Origin of the sequence: Actinoplanes regularis, from assembly GCF_900188005.1 — a bacterium.
GTDB lineage: Bacteria > Actinomycetota > Actinomycetes > Mycobacteriales > Micromonosporaceae > Actinoplanes > Actinoplanes regularis.
Window position 1 is genome coordinate 892,767 of record NZ_FZNR01000001.1, and the last position, 18,702, is coordinate 911,468.

At 69.4% G+C, this 18,702-nt stretch carries 13 protein-coding genes and 2 tRNA genes; 5 read left to right on the top strand and 10 right to left on the bottom strand.

The genetic code is table 11. From position 1 onward, the window contains the following. Positions 1-20: 20 nt before the first annotated feature. Together CHC09_RS03810 and CHC09_RS03815 are read right to left on the bottom strand one after the other, a co-directional pair. Entirely contained in the window at positions 21-1,280 is a 1,260-nt protein-coding gene (locus CHC09_RS03810; RefSeq protein ID WP_239138006.1) for a DUF1501 domain-containing protein, read from the bottom strand. Between the two features lie 17 nt (positions 1,281-1,297). Further along, complete coding sequence (locus CHC09_RS03815) at positions 1,298-2,878, bottom strand: DUF1800 domain-containing protein (protein ID WP_239138004.1); 1,581 nt, start codon at positions 2,876-2,878, stop codon at positions 1,298-1,300. 82 nt (positions 2,879-2,960) lie between these two features. On the opposite strand from CHC09_RS03815, the gene CHC09_RS03820 reads away from it, so the two are divergent. Further along, a complete protein-coding gene (locus CHC09_RS03820) occupies positions 2,961-3,812 on the top strand; it encodes a spermidine synthase (protein WP_089291510.1) in 852 nt (283 codons plus the stop codon). A 158-nt stretch (positions 3,813-3,970) separates the two neighbouring features. Next, the gene (locus CHC09_RS47385; RefSeq protein ID WP_244911590.1) at positions 3,971-5,185 is read left to right on the top strand and encodes a translation initiation factor 2; all 1,215 of its coding nucleotides are present in this window, start codon (positions 3,971-3,973) and stop codon (positions 5,183-5,185) included. Positions 5,186-5,230: 45 nt separating this feature from the next. Here CHC09_RS47385 and CHC09_RS03830 read toward each other — a convergent pair whose 3' ends face one another. Continuing rightward, a complete protein-coding gene (locus CHC09_RS03830; protein ID WP_239138000.1) occupies positions 5,231-6,007 on the bottom strand; it encodes a pentapeptide repeat-containing protein in 777 nt (258 codons plus the stop codon). 4 nt (positions 6,008-6,011) lie between these two features. Continuing rightward, the gene (locus tag CHC09_RS03835) at positions 6,012-7,217 is read right to left on the bottom strand and encodes an acyltransferase family protein (protein ID WP_239137999.1); all 1,206 of its coding nucleotides are present in this window, start codon (positions 7,215-7,217) and stop codon (positions 6,012-6,014) included. Between the two features lie 321 nt (positions 7,218-7,538). Here CHC09_RS03835 and CHC09_RS03840 point away from each other — a divergent pair, with 321 nt between their 5' ends. After that, positions 7,539-8,366 carry an alpha/beta fold hydrolase gene (locus CHC09_RS03840; RefSeq protein WP_089291511.1) on the top strand — a complete coding sequence of 276 codons (828 nt, stop codon included), beginning with the start codon at positions 7,539-7,541 and terminating at the stop codon, positions 8,364-8,366. A 533-nt stretch (positions 8,367-8,899) separates the two neighbouring features. Here CHC09_RS03840 and CHC09_RS03845 read toward each other — a convergent pair. Continuing rightward, positions 8,900-8,973, bottom strand: a tRNA-Met gene (locus CHC09_RS03845). 401 nt (positions 8,974-9,374) lie between these two features. Next, a complete protein-coding gene (locus CHC09_RS03850; protein WP_089291512.1) occupies positions 9,375-10,820 on the bottom strand; it encodes an MFS transporter in 1,446 nt (481 codons plus the stop codon). Between the two features lie 102 nt (positions 10,821-10,922). On the opposite strand from CHC09_RS03850, the gene CHC09_RS03855 reads away from it, so the two are divergent. Then, positions 10,923-11,306, top strand: a complete 384-nt coding sequence (locus CHC09_RS03855; protein WP_089291513.1) for a MarR family winged helix-turn-helix transcriptional regulator — start codon at positions 10,923-10,925, stop codon at positions 11,304-11,306. Between the two features lie 167 nt (positions 11,307-11,473). On the opposite strand, the gene CHC09_RS03860 is transcribed toward CHC09_RS03855, so the two are convergent. The 4 genes from CHC09_RS03860 to CHC09_RS03875 form a co-directional block, all read right to left on the bottom strand. Then, complete coding sequence (locus CHC09_RS03860; protein ID WP_179276929.1) at positions 11,474-12,685, bottom strand: phospholipase D-like domain-containing protein; 1,212 nt, start codon at positions 12,683-12,685, stop codon at positions 11,474-11,476. A gap of 432 nt (positions 12,686-13,117) precedes the next feature. Further along, positions 13,118-13,191: transfer RNA gene (locus tag CHC09_RS03865), tRNA-Met, on the bottom strand. 71 nt (positions 13,192-13,262) lie between these two features. Further along, the gene (locus CHC09_RS03870; RefSeq protein WP_089291515.1) at positions 13,263-16,205 is read right to left on the bottom strand and encodes a UPF0182 family membrane protein; all 2,943 of its coding nucleotides are present in this window, start codon (positions 16,203-16,205) and stop codon (positions 13,263-13,265) included. A gap of 124 nt (positions 16,206-16,329) precedes the next feature. After that, positions 16,330-17,358 (bottom strand): YlbL family protein, encoded by a 1,029-nt coding sequence (locus CHC09_RS03875; protein WP_089291516.1) that lies wholly within the window; start codon positions 17,356-17,358, stop codon positions 16,330-16,332. A 90-nt stretch (positions 17,359-17,448) separates the two neighbouring features. On the opposite strand from CHC09_RS03875, the gene CHC09_RS03880 reads away from it, so the two are divergent. Continuing rightward, positions 17,449-18,702 carry a zinc-dependent metalloprotease gene (locus tag CHC09_RS03880; protein ID WP_089291839.1) on the top strand — a complete coding sequence of 418 codons (1,254 nt, stop codon included), beginning with the start codon at positions 17,449-17,451 and terminating at the stop codon, positions 18,700-18,702.

Below are 18,702 nucleotides of genomic sequence, written 5' to 3' on the forward strand. Positions count from 1 at the left end.
TTATCAAATAAAACCCGATATCAACGAGCGGTCACCAGCCCGAGCGCGGAAGGCGAGACACCCGGGAAGACCGCGGACAGGTCACCGACCCCGCACCGGGCCCGCAGGATCTCGCCGATCACCGCGCGGTAGTCGGTGGTCACCGCCAGGTCGCCGTCCCGGAGCTGGCCGGCGGCCAGCCCCGGCCAGGAGCCGTACACCTTGCCGCCCCGGACCCCGCCGCCGAGCACGAACATGGCGTTGCCGTATCCGTGATCCAGCCCGCTGGACCCGTTCTGTGCCACCCGCCGCCCGAACTCGCTGACCGTGACCAGAGTGACCCGGCGAAGCCCGTCCGGTCCGAGGTCGGTGGCGAACGCCGCGAGCGCGCCGGCCAGCTTGGCGAGTTGGTCGTGCATCTGCCGGCCGGGCTCCGCGATGCCCAGGTTCTCGTGCATGTCCCAGTCGCCGCAGTCCACGGTCGCGGTCATCAGGCCGGCGTTCGCCTTGATCAGCCGGGCCACGTCGCGCAGCGCCCCGCCCAGCTCGGTGGCCGGATAGGACGCGCCGTTGGCCGCGGTGTAGCCCGCCGCCCGCTTCGTCTTGGCCCAGGCGAGCGCGCTGGTGAGCTGGCCCGCGGTCCGGCCCAGCGCGGCCGGCGCGCCCTGGTAGAGGGCCGCCATCGTGGCCGCGAGTGGCTTGGCCGCGTCGTCCCCGGTCAGCACCAGCCCGTCGATCGAGGTCAGCGCGAGGTGCGACGCCGGGCCGTCGAGCACCCGATCCGGGCGCGGGGTACCCAGCGCGATCGCGTCGAACAGGTCGTCCGCGCCTCGCGACCCGAGCATCCGGTTCAGCCAGCCGGTCCGCAGCGAGGTGCCGGGCGCGGCCCGCTCCAGCTCCTCCATCGCGGCGAAGTGCGACCGGTTCGGCGCCGGCTGCCCGACCGCCTGCACCGCGGCCAGCTTGCCGGAGTTCCAGTACGGCAGCAGCGGCGCCAGCGCCGGGTGCAGTCCGAAGAACGCCCCGCCGCCGATCAGCTGGGTCTTCGGCACCGCGATCCCCGGCCGGGCCGTGTAGTACGCGGGGTCCCCGGCCGGCACCACGGCGGACAGCCCGTCGAACCCGCCACGCAGCGAGAGCAGCACCAGCACGTCGCCGGAGTACGCCGGATCGGCCGCGAAGGCCAACTGGGTGTCGAGCTGCGAACCGGCCAGCCCGGCGAACGTGCCGGCGGCCCCGGCGGCGAGCAGCCGACGCCGGGACAGCATCGCCCGGCGCTCCTCGTCACAACCAAAGTTCACGGTCCTCACCTCGGTACTCATCGCAGTGCGAAGTTCGGGGAGTTCAGCAGCATCCCGAGCAGGTACGGATACATCCAGCCGACCGCCGGGTCGTTGTACTTCACCGCCGACGACGGTGTCTTGCCGAAGAAGGCGGCCAGCGCCGCGGTCTTCTCGGCCGCGAGCTTGACCCCGAGCAGCCGGACGGCCGTCGCGTCGATCAGCGCTCCGTAGGTGGCCGGCCGGGCGCCGATCATCCCGGCCAGCAGGTCGGCCGGCTTGACCAGATCGGTCGGCCAGCTCCCGGAGGCGATCGACAGGTGGAAGTTCCACCGCACCAGAAGGCCGGACGGCGAAGCCCAGGCGGCCGCCACGTCCGGGTACCCGTTCGGCGGGCCCCACAATAGCGGCGCGTGGCCGGCATTGCGGGCCATTCCGTAAAGACTCTCGTAGGTCTTGGTCCCGGCGGGCGGCGGTCCGTAGCCGAGGATCCGGATGGTGGCCGCGAGGTCCTCCAGCGGGGTACGGACCTTCGCGCCGATCGAGCCGGCGAACTCGGCGGAAGTGAACAGCGCCCGCAGCACCGGCGCGATCGCCGTCCGGTTGTCCAGGTAGACCTTGACCAGCTTGGTGATCAGTCCGGCGGGCGGCACGTCGGCGACGAACCGGACGCAGAGCTTGGTGACGATCCGGCGGGCGGTGGACGGGTGGATCGCCAGGTGGTCGAGGAGCGCCAGCGCGGCCGCCTCGCCACCCGTCGTGGTCGCGTTCGCGTGCGTGAACGTCAGGATCTTCACCGGGCCGACCGCGTGGTTGGCGGCGTCGTACCGGTACGCCCCGGTGGCCTTGTCCACGCCCAGCCCGGTGAGCAGCCGTGCCGCGTCCTTCACGTCCTGCTCGGTGTACTCGAGCCCGACGGTGTGCAGCTCGAGCAGCTCCCGGCCGTAGTTCTCGTTCGGCGCCAGCCGGGTGGAGTACCGGTTGTCCAGGTAGGTGAGCATCGCCGGATGCCGGGCCGAGGCCTTGAGCAGGTCGGCGAAGGTGCCCAGGGCGTGCTTGCGGATCACGTTGCGGTCGTAGTCGGCGCGGCTGTCCCAGACGTCGCCGATCGGGCAGGTCACGTTCAGGTGGTTGGACCAGAAGTCGACCATCACCTCGAACAGCTGCCGCTCGCTCCAGATCGCCCGGATCGGGGCGGCCCAGCTGAGCTGCCACATCGGGGTCGAGTCGTACTGCTTGAGCTGGCCGGCGGCCGCCTTGGCGCGGATCTCGGCGATGCTCAGGCCGGACAGCGGGAGCCGGGCGATCAGCTTGTCGGCGACCGGGTCGGCGATCGAGGCCGGCTTGAGCTGCCGGTCCAGCCAGGCGCTCGCCCCCAGCTTGCGGATCTCCGCGATCGAGGCCGGGCTGGGCCCGAAGGTGGCCCGGCGCAGCAGGTGCAACAGCGGATCGGCGGGCAGCAGCCCGGCCGCCGACACCGGATCGACCGTCGTCGGGCCGGCCGGATCGCTCCCGGCGGCCATGGCGGGCGTTCCCGTGGTGAACGCTGCGGCGGCACCGGCCGCGGCCGCGGCGCCGATCGCGGTACGCCGGCTCAGGGTCTGCTCGATAACCGTCACGCCGGTAACGTTCGGAGGTATCCGCGCTCACCATCGACTTCCCTGAGCCGCGCTACCGAGCTGCTACCGGGACAATGGCCGGATGGCACAGCGCAGGGCGTCGCGAAGACGGGTGGAGACGGTCGCCTCGGGCGTCGCCGAGGTGGTCCCCGACCCGGATCGGGACACCGCGTTCACCCTGCTGCTGGACGGCGCCCCGCAGTCGCACGTCGATCTGGCCGACCCCACCCACCTGCAGTTCGAGTACGTCCGGCGGATGGCCGCGGCGATCGACCTGGTGGCCGAGCCGGGCCGCGCGTTGCGCGCGCTCCACCTGGGCGGCGGCGCGCTGACCCTGCCGCGCTACCTGGCCGTGACGCGGCCGGGATCCACGCAGCGGGTGGTGGAGATCGACGGTCCGCTGGTCGAGCTGGTCCGCCGGGAGCTGCCGCTTCCGGCGCGGGCGAACATCCGGGTCCGGGTGGGCGACGCCCGCGAGGCCGTCGAGGGCATGCGCGATCGGGGGTACGACGTGATCGTGCTCGACGTCTTCGCCGGCGCCCGCACCCCCGCCCATCTGGCCTCGGTCGAGTTCGCCCAGCAGTTGGCCCGGGTGCTGGACCCGGCCGGTTGGTTGATCGCCAACATCGCCGACGGGCCCCCGCTCAAGCACGCCCGTGCGCAAGTCGCCACAATCCGGTCGGTCCTGCCGGATGCCTGTCTGGTTGCCGACGCCGCGGTGCTGCGCGGCCGCAGGTTCGGCAATCTGGTGGTGCTCGCCGGTCGCACCCCACCCCCGGTGGCCGAGCTGACCCGTCGAGCCGCGGGCGACTGGTTCCCGGGCCGAGTGGAGGCCGATCTCGATCGGTTCGCGGCCGGCGCGACCCCGGTGCCGGACGTCTCCGCGGTCGCGTCACCACCACCGCCGGTCGGCCTGTTCGGTGACCGAAAGTAGTGGCAAGATCTGCCGATGGTTCATCGGTCATCACTGTCCGGTGTCGAATTCGTAAGTTCCGCTGTGATTCGCGTCGGGTGACTGGCGGCACTTGGGAGGACGGGCTGTAATCGTTTCGGCCGTGTTTTCCGATCGCGGCGTGAACGGGGAAGGCAACCATGTTCCACCAGCACTTCCTGTCCGCACCGGGCACCGACCTCGGACCGCTGGACAGCGGCGAGCGGGTGCTGTGGCGCGGCCGCTGTGCCGTCGCCGAGTACGCGTTCGACGAGGCGTCCTCGCTACCGCGATGGACCCTGCCGGAGGAGACCGACGTCCTCGTGACCGACCGGCGAGTTCGCTATGCGTATGCGGATGGGGACACGCTGAGTAGCGGCGAGCTCTTCTGGCTGTGGCCGCAGCACCTGCGGGTCCAGCCGGGGAACCGGGGTGTCGGCCGGAACGCGACGGTCACCCAGATCCAGTTGGTCTGCAACGGCCCGGAGGGCAGCTTCCCCGCCCTGGTGCTCGCCGGTGGCGCCCTGGCCAAGGTGGGCGACGCCGACCGCCTGGCGAACGTGCTGCGCCAGGCCATCGCCCGGTTCCGGGTGGAGAACGCGGCCGAGATCGGGGTGGCGCCCGCCCACTCGCGGATGCTGTCCCGCCTGGTGATCGGCCCGGAGTTCAGCAACTATCAGGGCGGCGAGGGGCAGACGGTGACGCTGCTCGGGTTCGTCCAGGTGCCCACCCCGGAGTCCGCTGAACCGATCTACGCCGAGGCCACCTACGACGCACCCGGGTACGAGGAAGCGGCCTACCAGGAGCCCGTACACCAAGAGCCCGCGTACCAGGAGCCCGCGTACCAGGAGCCCGCGTACCAGGAGCCCGCGTACGAGGAGCCCGCGTACGAGGAAGCCGCCTACCAGGAGCCGGCCTACCAGGAGCCGGCCTACCAGGAGCCGGCCTACCAGGAGCCGGCCTACCAGGAGCCGGCCTACCAGGAGCCCGTGTACCAGGAGCCGGTCTACGAGGCGGCCCCGGTCTCGTCGATGCCGGTCTCCACGATGCCGGTCTCGTCGATGCCGATCTCGTCCATGCCGGTCTCCACGACGCCGATCTCCTCGATGCCGACCTCCGGCCAGCGCGGCTACGGTGACCGGCCCGGCATGGCCGCCGACGCCATGCGCGCCGAGGAGGCCATGCGCGCCGAGCAGGACTCGCGGTACGCGGAGCCGGACCTGGCGTCCCGGGCCTCGAGCCTGGCCGCTCGGGTGGCCAACCTGTTGTCGTCCGAGAACGACGACGACGGGTTCAGCCCGTTCGGGGGGCAGACCACGAACCTGTCCACGTACCTCAGCCAGCGGCCGGCCGAGGACCCGCAGGCCTACCGCTGAGGGTTCCGGCCGCACGTAGAGGCGGCCGGCGCTCGCTGCCGGCCGCTATGCCGTCCGCGCCGCCCGTAGCTGGGCCGCGGTCAGGAAGAGCGCTCCGGTCAGATCGGCGCCCCGCAGGTCCGCACCCCGCAGATCGGCACCGGTGAAGTCGGCGCGCCGCAGGTCCGCGTCGCGCAGGTCGGCGCCGATGAGCAGCGCGCCGCGGAAGCTCGCCCCGCGCAGGTCGGCGCCGCGGAACCGGCGGCCGATCAGGTGGGCTCCGCTGTGGTCCGGGCGGCGCCGACCGGCGCCGGCCCGGGCGAGCTCACTGACCCGGCGCAACAACGGCACCACCTTCTTGCGGTACGCGTCGACGTCCAGCCCGCGCAGCTCGTCCGCCGTCCCCGCGGCCAGCGCGTCGATCTCGTCCCGGGCCATCCGCAGCTCGGGGTGCAGCCGTCGCGCCTCGTCGAGCTGGAGCGCCTCGGTGAGGAGCCAGAGCAGCTCGTGCAACTGGCGCATCACCGGCAGCGTGGCGAACATCGCGCCGGCGATCTCCGGGGCGCCGCGCCAGTCCCGCCCGCCGAACGTCTCCTGGGTGATCCGCTGGCCGGCCCCGAAGCAGTCGAACACCACGCAGCCCTGGAACCCGCGAGCGGGCAGGTCCTCGTGGATCCGGCAGCGGAAGTCGTCGGCCAGGTTCCGGCAGGCCTGACCGGCCGGCTTGTCGACGGCGAAGTCCGAGGACTTGGCGAAGGCGGGCGCGACGCAGCAGAGCGCCGCGCAGCGGGAACAGTCGGCTTCCAGGCGAGCCATCTCCGGCCGGTCGGTACGTACCGTCAAGATCTCAGTTCTCCCTTCGGTCCCGCCCGGACCGCATCAGGTCGCCCTCCCGGACCTGCCGGGGCAGCTTGGCGCCGAGGGCGTCCGCCGCCGAGGCCGCGCGCAGCTCGGCGAGGGATCGCCGCAGACCAGCCCGTATCCGCGCGGCCAGCGGTTTCTCCACAAACCGGTACACCAGCCAGGACAGGCCCAGGACCAGCACGATGGCGCTGAGCACGAGGACCCAGGCGGGCAGCCCCGTCGCCTCGTAGGCGTGCCGGACAAAGGTGTACCCGATGCGCTGGTGCAGCAGGTAGAAGGGGTAGGTGAGGGCCCCCGCGGTGGTGAGCCAGCGCCAGCGCACCCGGTCGGTCCAGCCCAGCGCGATGACCAGCAGCGCGGCGTAGGCGAGCGTGATGATCACGACGCCCGGCCAGACCGGCACGTGGAAGCCCGGATTGACGTCGCCCACCCGGCCGATCACCCGTTCGACGCTGACCAGCCAGGCGAACCCGGTGATACCGAAAAGCAGCGGCGACCGGCCGAACCGGTGGATGAGGAACGCGGCCAGCCCGGCGATGAAGTACGGCGCGTACTCCGGGATGGCCAGCACCTCGACCGCCCGGCTGCCGAGCATCGGCGCGATCGCCGCGACCGTCATCCAGACCGCGCAGAAGAGCACGACCCTGCGGTAGGTCAGCCCGAACGCCGCCAGCGCCGCGAAGAGCAGGTAGAACCGCAACTCCACGAAGAGCGTCCAGTAGACGGTGTCGATCGAGCCGACACCGAGCGGCTCCTGGAGCATCGTCAGGTTCGCCGCGATCTCCCGCAGACCCGGCGTGCCGGAGACCGGAACACCGCCGGAGATCGGCGCCAGCGTGACCACGACCGTGGTGATCACGATGCAGACCCAGTAGGCGGGGTACAACCGGCTGACCCGGGACGTGAAGAAGTCGCCCAGGCTCCGGTTCCAGCTGCTCATGCCGATGACGAAACCGCTGATCAGGAAGAACAACTCGACGCCGAGGAAGCCGTAGATGGTGACGTGGGTCAGGCTCGGCAGGAAGTACTCGGGCATGTTGCGCCCGTCGATCCGCCACGAGGCGGTGAGGTGGTACGCCGCGACGGCCAGCGCGGCGATCAGCCGGAGCGCGTCGAGCGTGGCCAGCCGCGCCGGGCTGCGTGCCGGCGGTCTCTTCTCATCAGGGACTGCGGGCGGGCGCGTCGCCACGGTTTCGATGGCTTCACCCTCCTGATTCCTCGGTGACACCGGCCAGAGCGTCTTATTTTGGCTGATTGACCCGTTTTGAACGCTGTTGGGCATGTTCTTGTTCGTCATCGAGGCGGAGGATAGCCGCTGCTGTCATTTCCCAACCACGCTCGGGTCCGGAATGCCCCAGCTCATGACGATCGACACAACCGAAGTCGTTCCACGGACGTCAATATCGCTTCGCGATCACCTCGCAAAAGAAGATCATTTCCCGGTACGAAGATCCGCTCCCGCCGGCACGACCCGCACCGCTCAAGATCCCCGCCGCCTAGGATCCTCGCCATGGATACCAGGCCGCTGCCCGTGCACTACAGCCGGCGCGCGGCGCTGCGCCACAGCGCCACCCACCCGCGTGGCCTCCCACCCGGCGCCCGCCGCCCCGACCCGGACACGCCCCCGCCGCCGACGGGCGCGCCGGTGGTCCCGGTGATCCTGATCCACGGCACCAACGGCCGCTCCTCGTGCGACTGGTACACCCTCGCACCGCTGCTCGCCAACGACGGCCGGGACGTCTACCCGTTCGACTGGCGCCGGGCCCGCCCCGGCCCGGACGGCACCGCCACCCACCGGCACGCGCTCGAACTCGCCGCCTTCATCGACACGGTCCGCGCCACGACCGGCGCCACCCAGGTCGACGTCGTCGGCCACTCCTGGGGCGCTGTCCTGGCCCACTACCTCGTCCGTTGCCTGCCCGCCGAACCCGCCGCCGGTGCCGTCCGCTCCGTGATCGGCCTGGCACCCACCTACGGCGGCACCACCCTGCACGGCCTGCTCCGGCACCCCCACCGGCTGCCCGCCGGCCTGCGCCGCTGGCTGGACGCGAAGATCCCCACCTGGCAGGAGCAACTCCCCGGCTCCGAGGTCCTGACCGCGATCCGGAACGCTCCCCCGGCCCCGGCGGTCCGCTTCACCACGATCGTCACCCGCTACGACCAGATGGTGACCCCGTACACCGCCTCGCTGGCCGCCGCCCCGCACGCCACCCAGGTCGTCCTCCAGCAGCGAACCCGCCGCCCCGTGATCGGCCACCTGGGAATCCTCCACCACCCGGCGTCCCTCTCCCACGTCCTGACCGCCCTCCCCCCAATCCACCCCCATCAACCGGCCTAGACCCACCCCCACCAACCGGCCTAGACCCACCCGCCACCCACCCCTACCAACCGGCCTGGCGCGCCCACCGAACCCCCACAACCGGCCTGCGAACGCATCTCGGCGACCTGTGCCCACATTCCAACCAGCCCTCGCCGAGATCTCAACGAAGGCCGTCCAGGCCGACAAGAGAGCACAAGGCACTGACGGAGCACAGGGCAGTGACCAAGGGGCGGCCGGCGGAATCCCTCTGAGAAAGGTCGTGACGCGCGGCAGCGGCCCGGCATGACGCGCTCCTCACGCGAGAACGCCACAGAGCGTGGCCCGATAGGGATAGCCACAGGACCCCACAGGTCGTACCGGGAAATTGAGATCTTGAATCGCGTCGAACCGGAAGCGCCTACTCACGCGCGCCACAAGCGGGGTAAACCAGAGGCGGCCCACTCACCGCGACTACCGCAACGCGGGGCTTCCGGGGGCTCGGCCCCCGGAGCAGAAATGCGAAGAGGGACCCAAGTCCGCAATTTCTGCGGACAAGGATCCCTCTTCCCTCGTAGCGGGGACAGGATTTGAACCTGCGACCTCTAGGTTATGAGCCCAGCGAGCTACCGAGCTGCTCCACCCCGCGTCGGTAAGAAAAGCTTAGCGCGTGGCCCGGAGTGCCGTGCAACCGGGTCGGCAATGCCCTTGCGCCGCAGGTCAGAGGCCGGATCGACCCGCGCCCGGCCGGATTCCGGCCGGGCACGGTGGCCCACTCGGAGGCCCGAGATCTCGACAGCTCGTTCAGAAGCCGACGATTCAGCGGATCGTTCAGGCGAGCGATCCGACGGCTCGTTCAGCGGCCCGTGATCCGACGGCTCGATCGGAGGCCCGCGATTTCGGCGGCCCGATCGGAGGCCCGCGATTTCGGCGGCCCGATCGGAGGCCCGCGATCCGACAGCTCGTTCAGCGGCCCGCGATTTCGACGGGGCGTTCAGAGGCTCGCGATTTCGACGGGTCGTCCAGCGGCTCGCGATTTCGACGGGGCGTTCAGAGGCTCGCGATTTCGGCGGGGAGCGGGCGCCGGATCCGGGTGGCGGCCAGCGCGACCAGGTTCAGCACCAGGCCGGCGACCGCGACTCCGGTGACCAGGTTGACCCCGGGCCGGAAGGACGTGAAGTCGCCGGCGGGCGCGGTCGTGGCGGACGCGATCAGGGTGGTGACCACGGCCAGCACCAGTGCGGTCCCGATCTGCCCGGAGGACTGCACCAGCCCGGACGCCAGGCCCTGCTCCGAGTCATCGATGCCGTCCGTCGCCTGGGCCATGATCGAACTGAAGCCGAACGCGAACCCACCGCCCAGCAGCAGCATCGCCGGGAAGATGGTGACCAGGTAGTCGGGGCGGCTGCCCGCGGTGGCGAGGAACCAGATGTACCCGGCGCTGAGCGAGATCATCGCGGCGACGATCAGCGGGGCGGTGCCGCGCCGGTCGATCAGCCGGCCCATGAACGGCGAGCTGAACGCGACCAGCAGGCCGGCCGGGAGCAGGGCGAGGGCCATCCGCAGCGGCGTCCAGTGCAGCACGTCCTGCAGGTAGAGCGTCATCATGAACTGGAAGCTGACGTAGGAGCCCATCAGCGCGACCATGCTGGCGTTGGCCCGCACGATCGAGCCGATCCGGAAGATGCTCAGCCGGACGAGTGGGTGCCGGACCCGCCCCTCGGCCACCACGAACGCGACGAGCAGGACGATCGCGAGCGCCGCGGCCCCGATCGTCAGCGGGTCGAGTCCGCGCTGCGGGGCGGTGACCACGGCGTACACCGCGAGCAGCATCCCGCCGACGAGGGTGACCGCGCCGATCAGGTCGTGGCCGCCCCCGGCGGCGGGCTTGTCCCGCGGGATGAGGATGAGGCCGGCGACGAGGGCGGCCAGCGCGAGCGGCACCGGGACCAGGAACGTCCACCGCCAGCCCAGGCTGGTCAGCAGGCCGCCGAGGATGAGGCCGGAGGAGTATCCGCTGGCGCCGAAGACCGTGAAGATCGACAGCGCCCGGTTGCGGGCCGGACCTTCGGCGAACGTGGTGGTCGCGATGCTCATCGCGGTCGGCGCGGTGAACGCCGCGGCCAGGCCCTTGACGAACCGGGTGGCGATCAGCAGGCCGCCGTCGTCGACGAGCCCGCCGATCAGCGAGGCGACGGTGAAGACGGCGAGCGCGATCAGGAACACCCGGCGGCGGCCGAGCAGGTCGGCGGTGCGCCCGCCGAGCAGCAGCAGGCCGCCGTAGCCGAGCACATAGCCGTTGACGATCCACTGTAGTGAGGCGGTACCGAGGCCGAGCTCGGTGCCGATCGAGGGCAGCGCCACCCCGACCATCGAGACGTCCAGGCCGTCGAGGAAGAGGACCGCGCACAACACCGCGAGCACGCCCCAGAGCCGGGGCGTCCAGCGCTGGTCCACGGCGGTCGTGGACTGGGTCAGGGGTTCGGTGATAGTCACGGCCGAAACATTAGATGCGCACGCATCTAATGTTCAAGCATCAAATGTTTGTGCATAAATTTCGGATGCATCGACCGCCCGGCTCGGAGTATGATGCCCGGCATGGAGCCGGAAACCGACCTCGTTGAGCGCTGGCGATCCCTCCTGACCTGCTACAACAAGGTCGCCTGCGATCTTGAGAGGACCTTGCAGGAGGCCCACGGCCTCACCCTGAGTGAGTACGAGACTCTGGACCGTCTCACCACCCAGGAGCGTGACAAGCGACGCATGCAAGATCTCGCCGAGACCATGTACCTGAGCCAGAGCGCGCTGTCGCGGACAGTGAGCCGTCTGGCGAAAGGTGGGCTGGTCGAGCGCACCCACTGCGAGATCGACCGGCGCGGGGTGTTCGTGGCGATCACCGAGGCCGGACGGCAACGCTGGACCGAGGCCCGCAAGACCCACCTCGCCGTCCTGGCCGAGCACCTCACCCCGGCGACCGCCTGAGCGATTCCGCTCCCCCGGCGGCCGCATCACCGGCTCCGCTCCGCCAACAGCCACATCACCAAGAAGAGGGCCCCTGGCCGCGGAAACCGCGGCCAGGGGCCCTCTTCTTGCCTCGTCAGCCGACCGGCGTCACCTCAAGCGACGGCGGAGAGCCAGGTGTCGACGGTTCAGTTGCCCGCCTTGAAGTCCACCGCCGCCGGGGACTTCGGGTCCGCGGTCGCGAAGTCCCGGATGGTACGGAAGTTCGCCCGGAACTGGTCGTGAATGGTGGCCGACTCGACCCGCACGAACGCCTCGTCGTTCTCACGCAGCGCGGCGTTGGTGTAGTTGTGGCTACCGGTCAGGACCCACTTGCTGTCCTTCTTGTCGGTGTAGGTGCCCTCGATCAGCATGTACTTCGAGTGGACGAAGTCACCGGTCTCCGGCGTCTGGTAAAGCGCGATGCGCGAGTGATTGCGGAGCGAGGCAAGCACGCCGGCGTCAGCCGAGGTGTAGATCACGTCGACCCAGCACTTCTTGTCGGCGAGCTCACGCAGCTTGCTGGCGATGCCATCGCGGGTGAAGCTCCACATGGCGATGCGGATGATCGTACGGTGCGAGTCGCTGGTGCCGACGGTCGTGTTGCCCTCGCAGGTCACGTTCTCGTTCAGCATGTTGTAGATGGTGTCGGTCGAGCTGTCGGTGCCCGCCCGCGGGAAGAAGTACGACTTGACGTTCCCCGCGAGGTTCGACCGGTAGTAGTTGTTGGTCTTCGCCGTGTCGCCGGCCAGGTCCTTGTGGTACTCGTAGTACGCGTTGTAGAGGCCGCTGTTACCCGCGAAGGTCACCGCGTTCTGCCACATACCCGTCTGGTTGGTCACGGTGAGGTTCGCCGAGGACTGGACGACCACGTTGCTCGAGCCGCTCGTGCTCGAGAACAGGTAGAACTTGTTGTGATTGATCGGCGTGCCCTGGTTGCCGATGCAGGCCGCGTCGTTGGTGCAGACCTTGATGAACGACGCGCCGGCCGAGGTGCTGACCGTCGTACCGAGCGCGGGCTTGAGGAGGTTCACAGCCTCCGTGCCGTCGGAGACGGAATCCACCACGACCTTGACGTGGACGCCACGGTTCTTCGCGGCGATCAGGGTGTCGGCGACATTCCGCTCTTTGAAGTTGTACATCGCGACGCGAATTTCGGATCCGGCCGGGGCGCCGTCGATCAGGTTCTGGATGTGCGTGCGGATCTTGTTCTGCTGTGCCGCGTCCGAGCTGGTCGGGTCATTGAAGACCGCGCCGTCGGCGACCGCTGCAACCGCGGGAGAGGAGGTCGTCACGACCACAGCGCCGGTCGCTGCGGTCAGCGCCACGAAGCCGGCCGCAAGGAGCCTTTTGATGGGCATGAAGCTCCGATCAGATATGAACATTCAGCGTCCGGTGGGTTACCGGCGGCCTAGCGTTCCATAGATGATCAGAAAATGTCTGCCCCTCTATACGTGAGCGCTCTAACATCATCGGTGAGCGTCACCACATGATTGGGTCTTCACGCTGAATCAATTGCTACAGGCGACCCGATCGACGAATTCCACAGCAGGCGCGAGATAAAAACATGGATCAGCGCCAACCGCACCAGCGCCGGTGGTAGCACTCAGGCCCCGCCCCGGCGGAAACCTGAAGCGGCCCACTCACCCGCGCCACAAACGGGGGATACCAGAGCCGGCCCACTCACCGCGCCTACCGCAACGCGGGGCTTCCGGGGGCTCGGCCCCCGGAGCAGAAATGCGAAGAGGGACCCAAGTCCGCGATTTCTGCGGACAAGGATCCCTCTTCCCTCGTAGCGGGGACAGGATTTGAACCTGCGACCTCTGGGTTATGAGCCCAGCGAGCTACCGAGCTGCTCCACCCCGCGTCGGCTCAGTAAGACTAGCGCACTGCCTCCAGGAGCTGCAAAACAGCCCCTGGAGGCAGCGTTCGTACTGGTCAGCTGCCCGCACTCGGCGACGGAGCCGCAGAGCCGGACGGGGTGACGCCGGTCGGACCGGCCGTCGCTCCCTGAGCCTGCTGGAATCGGGTCATGGCTTCGTCGAGCTCCTTCAGCGCCTGACCCTGGGCCGCGAAGTCGCCGGCCTTCTGGGCGGTACGGAGGTTCTCGATGGCCCTGTCCACGTCGGCGGCCGCCTGCGCCAGGTTGCCGGGCAGCGGGGTGGAGGGCGTGGTCGGCTGGGTGGCCGGTGGGCTGGTGCCGGTGTTGCCCGGGTTGGTGCCACCCGTGGTCTTGCCCAGGTCGGCCAGGGCTTTCAGGCCCTTGGTCAGGTTGTCCTCCAGCACCACCTTGGAGCCGTCACCGTAGGACATCAGCACCTTCTGCAGCAGCGGCGGCGCGTTGGCCTGGGTGCTCTTCACGTAGACCGGCTCGACGTACAGGATGTCCTTCTCGAGCGGCAGTGAGATCAGGTTGCCGTAGAGCACGGTGGCCTGGCCGTTCCGGCTCAGGAGGGTCAGGTCCTGCGAGATCCGCGCGTTGTTGACCATGAGCCGATGGACCTGGATCGGGCCGGGAACCACGGTCTGGTCCGGTAGTTCGAGCACTTCCAACCGGGGATCGTTCTGGCTGTCGTACGAGCCCGAGATCAGGGCCGCCATGTTCTCCCGGTTGGCCGGGGTCACGCCCGAGGTGAGCTGGAACGTGGTCCCGCCCTGCCCGGGCAGCTTGACGTTCAGGTAGAACGGCGGCTGCTTCACCCCGCTCTGCGGCGCGTCCGGCGCGTTCGGCACCTGCCAGAAGTCGTCACCGTTGAAGAACGTCTGCGGGTTGGTGACATGGAACTTGGTCAGCAGGTTGCGCTGCACCTTGAACATGTCGGCCGGGTAGCGGAAGTGCGCGGCCAGCTCGGCGGGGATCTGTGCCCTGGGCACGACCAGGTCGCCGCCGAACGCCTTGTTCCACGCCTTGAGCACCGGGTCCTTGGCGTCGAACTCGTAGAGCTTGACGGTCCCGTCGTACGCGTCGACGGTCGCCTTCACCGAGTTCCGCATGTAGTTGACGTCATCGCGGGCCAGCGCGAACGAGCCGGTCCCGGTGAGTTCGTCGCGGGTCTCGGTGGCCAGGTTGATCTTCTGCGAGTACGGGTAGGTCTGCGCCGTGGTGTATCCGTCGAGGATCCACACGATCCGCCCGCCGACGACGGCCGGGTACGGGTCCCCGTCGACGGTGAGGAACGGCGCCACCTTCTCCACCCGCTCGCGCGGTTCCCGAATGTACATCAGGCGCGAGTCTTCGTTGACCGCGTCGGAGAGCAGGAAGTTGCTCTCGGTGTTCTCGATCGCGAAGACGAGCCGGCGCATGAACGAGCCGATCGGCACGCCACCCTTGCCCTCGTAGGTGTAGTTCACCGAGGCGTCGGTGTTCTGCTCCTGCGGGCGGTCGAACTCGACGTTCTTGTTCGGGTCGGTCTGGCCGACGATGGCGTACTCGCTGGACTGCTCGCCGAAGTAGATCCGCGGCTGGTCCGCCTCGAGCTCGGGCTGCGACTTGGCGCAGGTGCCCGCGGTGGTGCTCTTACCGAGGAAACCGGAGACGAAGTACGGCAGGCCGGTCCCGGGGCACACCTCGTTGGCCGGGGCGGCGACCAGGCCGTACCCGTGGGTGTAGACAGTGTGCCGGTTGAGCCAGTTCCGCTGCTGGGCGGAGAGCTTGTCGTCGTTGATCTCGCGGGCGCCGACCACGTAGTCCTGGGTCTTGCCGTCGACCGGGTAGCGGTCGACGTCCAGCTTCTCGCCGAAGTCGTAGAAGCCGCGGGACTGCTGCGACTGGGTGAAGGCCTGCGAGACCAGCTGCGGGTCGATGATCCGGACGTTCTGCGCGCTGGTGTCCTCGGGCAGGTTTGCCGGTGGGTTTCCGCTGGTCGGCGTGTATTCGCCGACCTTCGTATCGCTCAGGCCGAAGGCCGCTCGGGTGGCCTTGATCGATCGCTCTATGTACGGCTTCTCTTTGTCGAAGAGGCTCGGCTTGACCTGGAAGTTCTGCACGGCGAGCGGGTAGATGCCACCGATCGCCACGGCCGAGATGGCCAGCAGCGCCAGCGAGACACCGGGCCAGACCAGGTTCCGCATCACGACGTTGGAGAACACGATGATCGCGACGGCGACCACGATCGAGATGTACGCCAGGATCTCCTTGGCCGGGAGCAGCGCGTTGACGTCGGTGTAGCCGGCGCCGTACAGCCCCGGCGAGACGTGCTGCTCGAGCAGGAGAGCCCGCCGGTCCAGCACGTACGCCACCGCTTTGAGCAGCACGAAGATCGCGACCAGGGTGGTCAGGTGAGCACGCGCGGCGGTGGTCATCCGGTCACCGACGCCCTGCAGGCGGACGCCGCCGAAGATGTAGTGCACGGCCAGCGCGCCGAGCACGGAGAGCACCACCGCGGTGAAGCCGATGCCGAGCGCGTAGCGCAGCAGCGGGTAGTCGAAGATGTAGAACCCGATGTCCACGTCGAACTGCGGGTCGGTCGTACCGAAGGATCCGCCGTTACGGAACAGGATCCAGTCGCTCCACCGGCCCTGCGCGGAGAGTCCCGCGAAGAAGCCGATGATCAGGCTGACCACGGTGATCCAGGTTCCGAGCCGGGGCGCGAGAACCATCCGGTACCGCTCCAGCGTGGCCTGCTCCGCGGAGTGCGGCCGCAGCAGCGGGCGCAGCCGGTACGCCAGGTAGAGGTTGGCCCCCACGAACAGGGCCATCACCGCGCCGACCGCCAGGAACAACAGCAGCTTGGTGACCAGGACGCCGGAGAACACCTCGGTGAAGTGCACCTCGGAGTACCACAGATAGTCCGTGTACGCGTCGATGCCCCAGCCGAGGAGAGTGAAAAGTATGAAGACCCCGACCAGGACGCCGACGGTGACGCGACCGCGCCGGCTCATCCTCGGCAGGGGACTGTTCCGCATTACCAACGTTGGCTCCACACTTCGTCGGGCCGGTGACTCACCTTACGATGTCCCATCCAGCTTCGATACGCGGTAGAACGTGTCCGGTCACGAACGGTGATCATGACGCCGAACACGGCGTCGGGGTGCCACCGGAAGTGAACGTCTTGAGGGCGGTGAGCGCGTCGTCCACGGTCGCCACCTTCGCCATGGGCAGGCCGGGCACCGCGTTGCGCAGCGCCTCCGCACAGTTCCCCTCGGGGACCAGGAAGATCTTCGCGCCGGCGTCCTTCGCACCGTTCAGCTTCTGCGGGATGCCACCGATCGGGCCCACCACGCCGTTGTCGTCGATGGTGCCAGTGCCGGCGATGATCTTGCCGCCGGTGAGGTCCTCGTCGCGGAGCTTGTCGATGATGCCGAGGGTGAACATCAGACCGGCGCTCGGACCGCCGATCTTGTCCAGATCGATCTTGATGGTGAACGGGTGGGGCTGCTTGGTGCCGATCTCGATGCCCAGCCGCGGGGTCTTGTCATCGCCCGTCGCCTTGGTGGTGACCACGACGGTGCCGGCCTTGCCGTCCCGGGTGTAGCCGACGGTCAGCGCGCTGCCCACCGGTTTCGCCCGGACCAGCTCGGTGAGCTGGGTCGGCCCGGTCACGGCGGTGCCACCCACGGAGGTGATCACGTCGTTCTCCTGGAGCTTGCCGACCGCGGCGCCGGCTGGCGTGACCTTGCGCACGTAGGTCTGCACGGGGTAGCCCAGCTCGCGGAGCGCCACGGTCTCGGCGCTGGTCTGCGACTGCTTCCACTCCTGCGCGTTCTGCTCCTGGACCTGCTTCTCGCTGCGGTCCGGCGGATAGATCAGTTCGCGCGGAACGACCGCGTCCTCGCCGCTCAGCCAGCCCTGGATCGCCTGGACCAGCTCGACCTTCGACTGCACGTTCACGGTGGTGAGCCGGAGCTCGCCGGCGGACGACGAGGTCTTGGCCCCGGTCACCTGGATCACCTCGGTGCCCTGTGCGGAACCGAGAGTGTTCACCGTCGGACCGGGTGTGAGAATCACATACGGCAGGTCGGAGATCATGACACCGGCGGCCAGTAGGGCGGTTATCAGGGCGCCCAGGATGACGGTGACACCGCGTCGTCTCATGCGCGTGAGACTACCCACCCACTCTGAGTTCTCTCTGAGCTGACACCTCCATCAGTCCGCCGCGAGCGTTTCGCGCGTACCGTGGAGGTCGTGCCTGATATCCCGTTCGGCTTCTCCCTGCCGGGCGCGCAGCCGCCCGACCCCTCCGATCCGCAGCAGATGCAGCAGTTCATGGCGCAGCTGCAGCAGATGTTCGCCGCCCCTGGCAGTGGCCCGGTCAACTGGGACCTGGCCCGGCAGGTCGCCGCCAGCCAGCTCTCGGCCAGCGGGGACCCGGCGGTGAACATGCACGAGCGCCACCAGGTCGAGGAGTCGCTTCGGCTCGCCGACCTCTGGCTCGACCCGGTCTGCGCGCTCCCCACCGGGATCCACAAGGCGGTCGCCTGGAACCGCAACGAGTGGATCTACAACACCCTGGACGTCTGGAAGAAGCTGTGCGAGCCGATCGCCGGCCGCATGGTGGGTGCCATGGGCGACCTCGTGCCCGAGGAGGCCCGGGCCCAGCTCGGCCCGATGCAGTCGATGGTCGCCACGCTCGGCGGCGCGCTCTTCGGCGGCCAGCTCGGCCAGGCCTTCGGTCAGCTCGCGGCCGAGGTGCTCTCGGCCGGTGACATCGGTCTCCCACTCGGCCCGGCCGGCACGGCCGCGCTGGTGCCGGCCAACATCAAGGCGTACGGCGAGGGCCTCGAACTGCCCGAGGACCAGGTGCGGCTCTACGTGGCCCTGCGTGAGGCGGCCCACCAGCGGCTCTTCGGGCATGTCCCGTGGCTGCGCGCACACGTGCTGAACGCTGTGGAGACGTACGCGAACGGCATCACCGTGAACCGGGAGGCGATCGAGGAGGCGATGAGCCGCGTCGATCCGACCGATCCGGAGTCGATGCAGGCCATGGCGCTGGAGGGCATCTTCACGCCGGAGGACACCCCGCAGCAGAAGGCCAGCCTGGCTCGCTTGGAGACGGCGCTGGCGCTGGTCGAGGGCTGGGTCGGGCACGTGGTCGACCAGGCGGCCGGTGACCGGCTGCCGTCGGTGGCCGCGCTGGGCGAGGCGTTCCGTCGCCGCCGGGCCGCCGGCGGTCCGGCCGAGCAGACCTTCGCCGCCCTGGTCGGGCTGGAGCTGAGGCCGCGGCGGCTACGCGAGGCCGGTGCGCTGTGGGCGGCGGTCGCCGAACAGCGCGGTATCCCGGGCCGGGACGCCCTCTGGGACCACCCCGACCTGCTCCCCACCGACGAGGACTTCGCCGACCCGGACGGCTTCGCCCGCAGCCGGTCGGATTGGGACATCAGCGAGCTCGAGGGCCTGGAGAGCAATCCCGAGCCGGGCCCGGAGGAGCCGGAGAAGTAG

What these genes read in the sequence shown, in the direction of transcription:
- CHC09_RS03820 (WP_089291510.1), top strand. Translation starts at nt 2,961, where the DNA reads ATGGCACAGCGCAGGGCGTCGCGAAGACGGGTGGAGACGGTCGCCTCG.
- CHC09_RS47385 (WP_244911590.1), top strand. Translation starts at nt 3,971, where the DNA reads ATGTTCCACCAGCACTTCCTGTCCGCACCGGGCACCGACCTCGGACCG.
- CHC09_RS03840 (WP_089291511.1), top strand. Translation starts at nt 7,539, where the DNA reads ATGGATACCAGGCCGCTGCCCGTGCACTACAGCCGGCGCGCGGCGCTG.
- CHC09_RS03855 (WP_089291513.1), top strand. Translation starts at nt 10,923, where the DNA reads ATGGAGCCGGAAACCGACCTCGTTGAGCGCTGGCGATCCCTCCTGACC.
- CHC09_RS03860 (WP_179276929.1), bottom strand. Translation starts at nt 12,685, where the DNA reads ATGCCCATCAAAAGGCTCCTTGCGGCCGGCTTCGTGGCGCTGACCGCA.
- CHC09_RS03870 (WP_089291515.1), bottom strand. Translation starts at nt 16,205, where the DNA reads ATGAGCCGGCGCGGTCGCGTCACCGTCGGCGTCCTGGTCGGGGTCTTC.
- CHC09_RS03875 (WP_089291516.1), bottom strand. Translation starts at nt 17,358, where the DNA reads ATGAGACGACGCGGTGTCACCGTCATCCTGGGCGCCCTGATAACCGCC.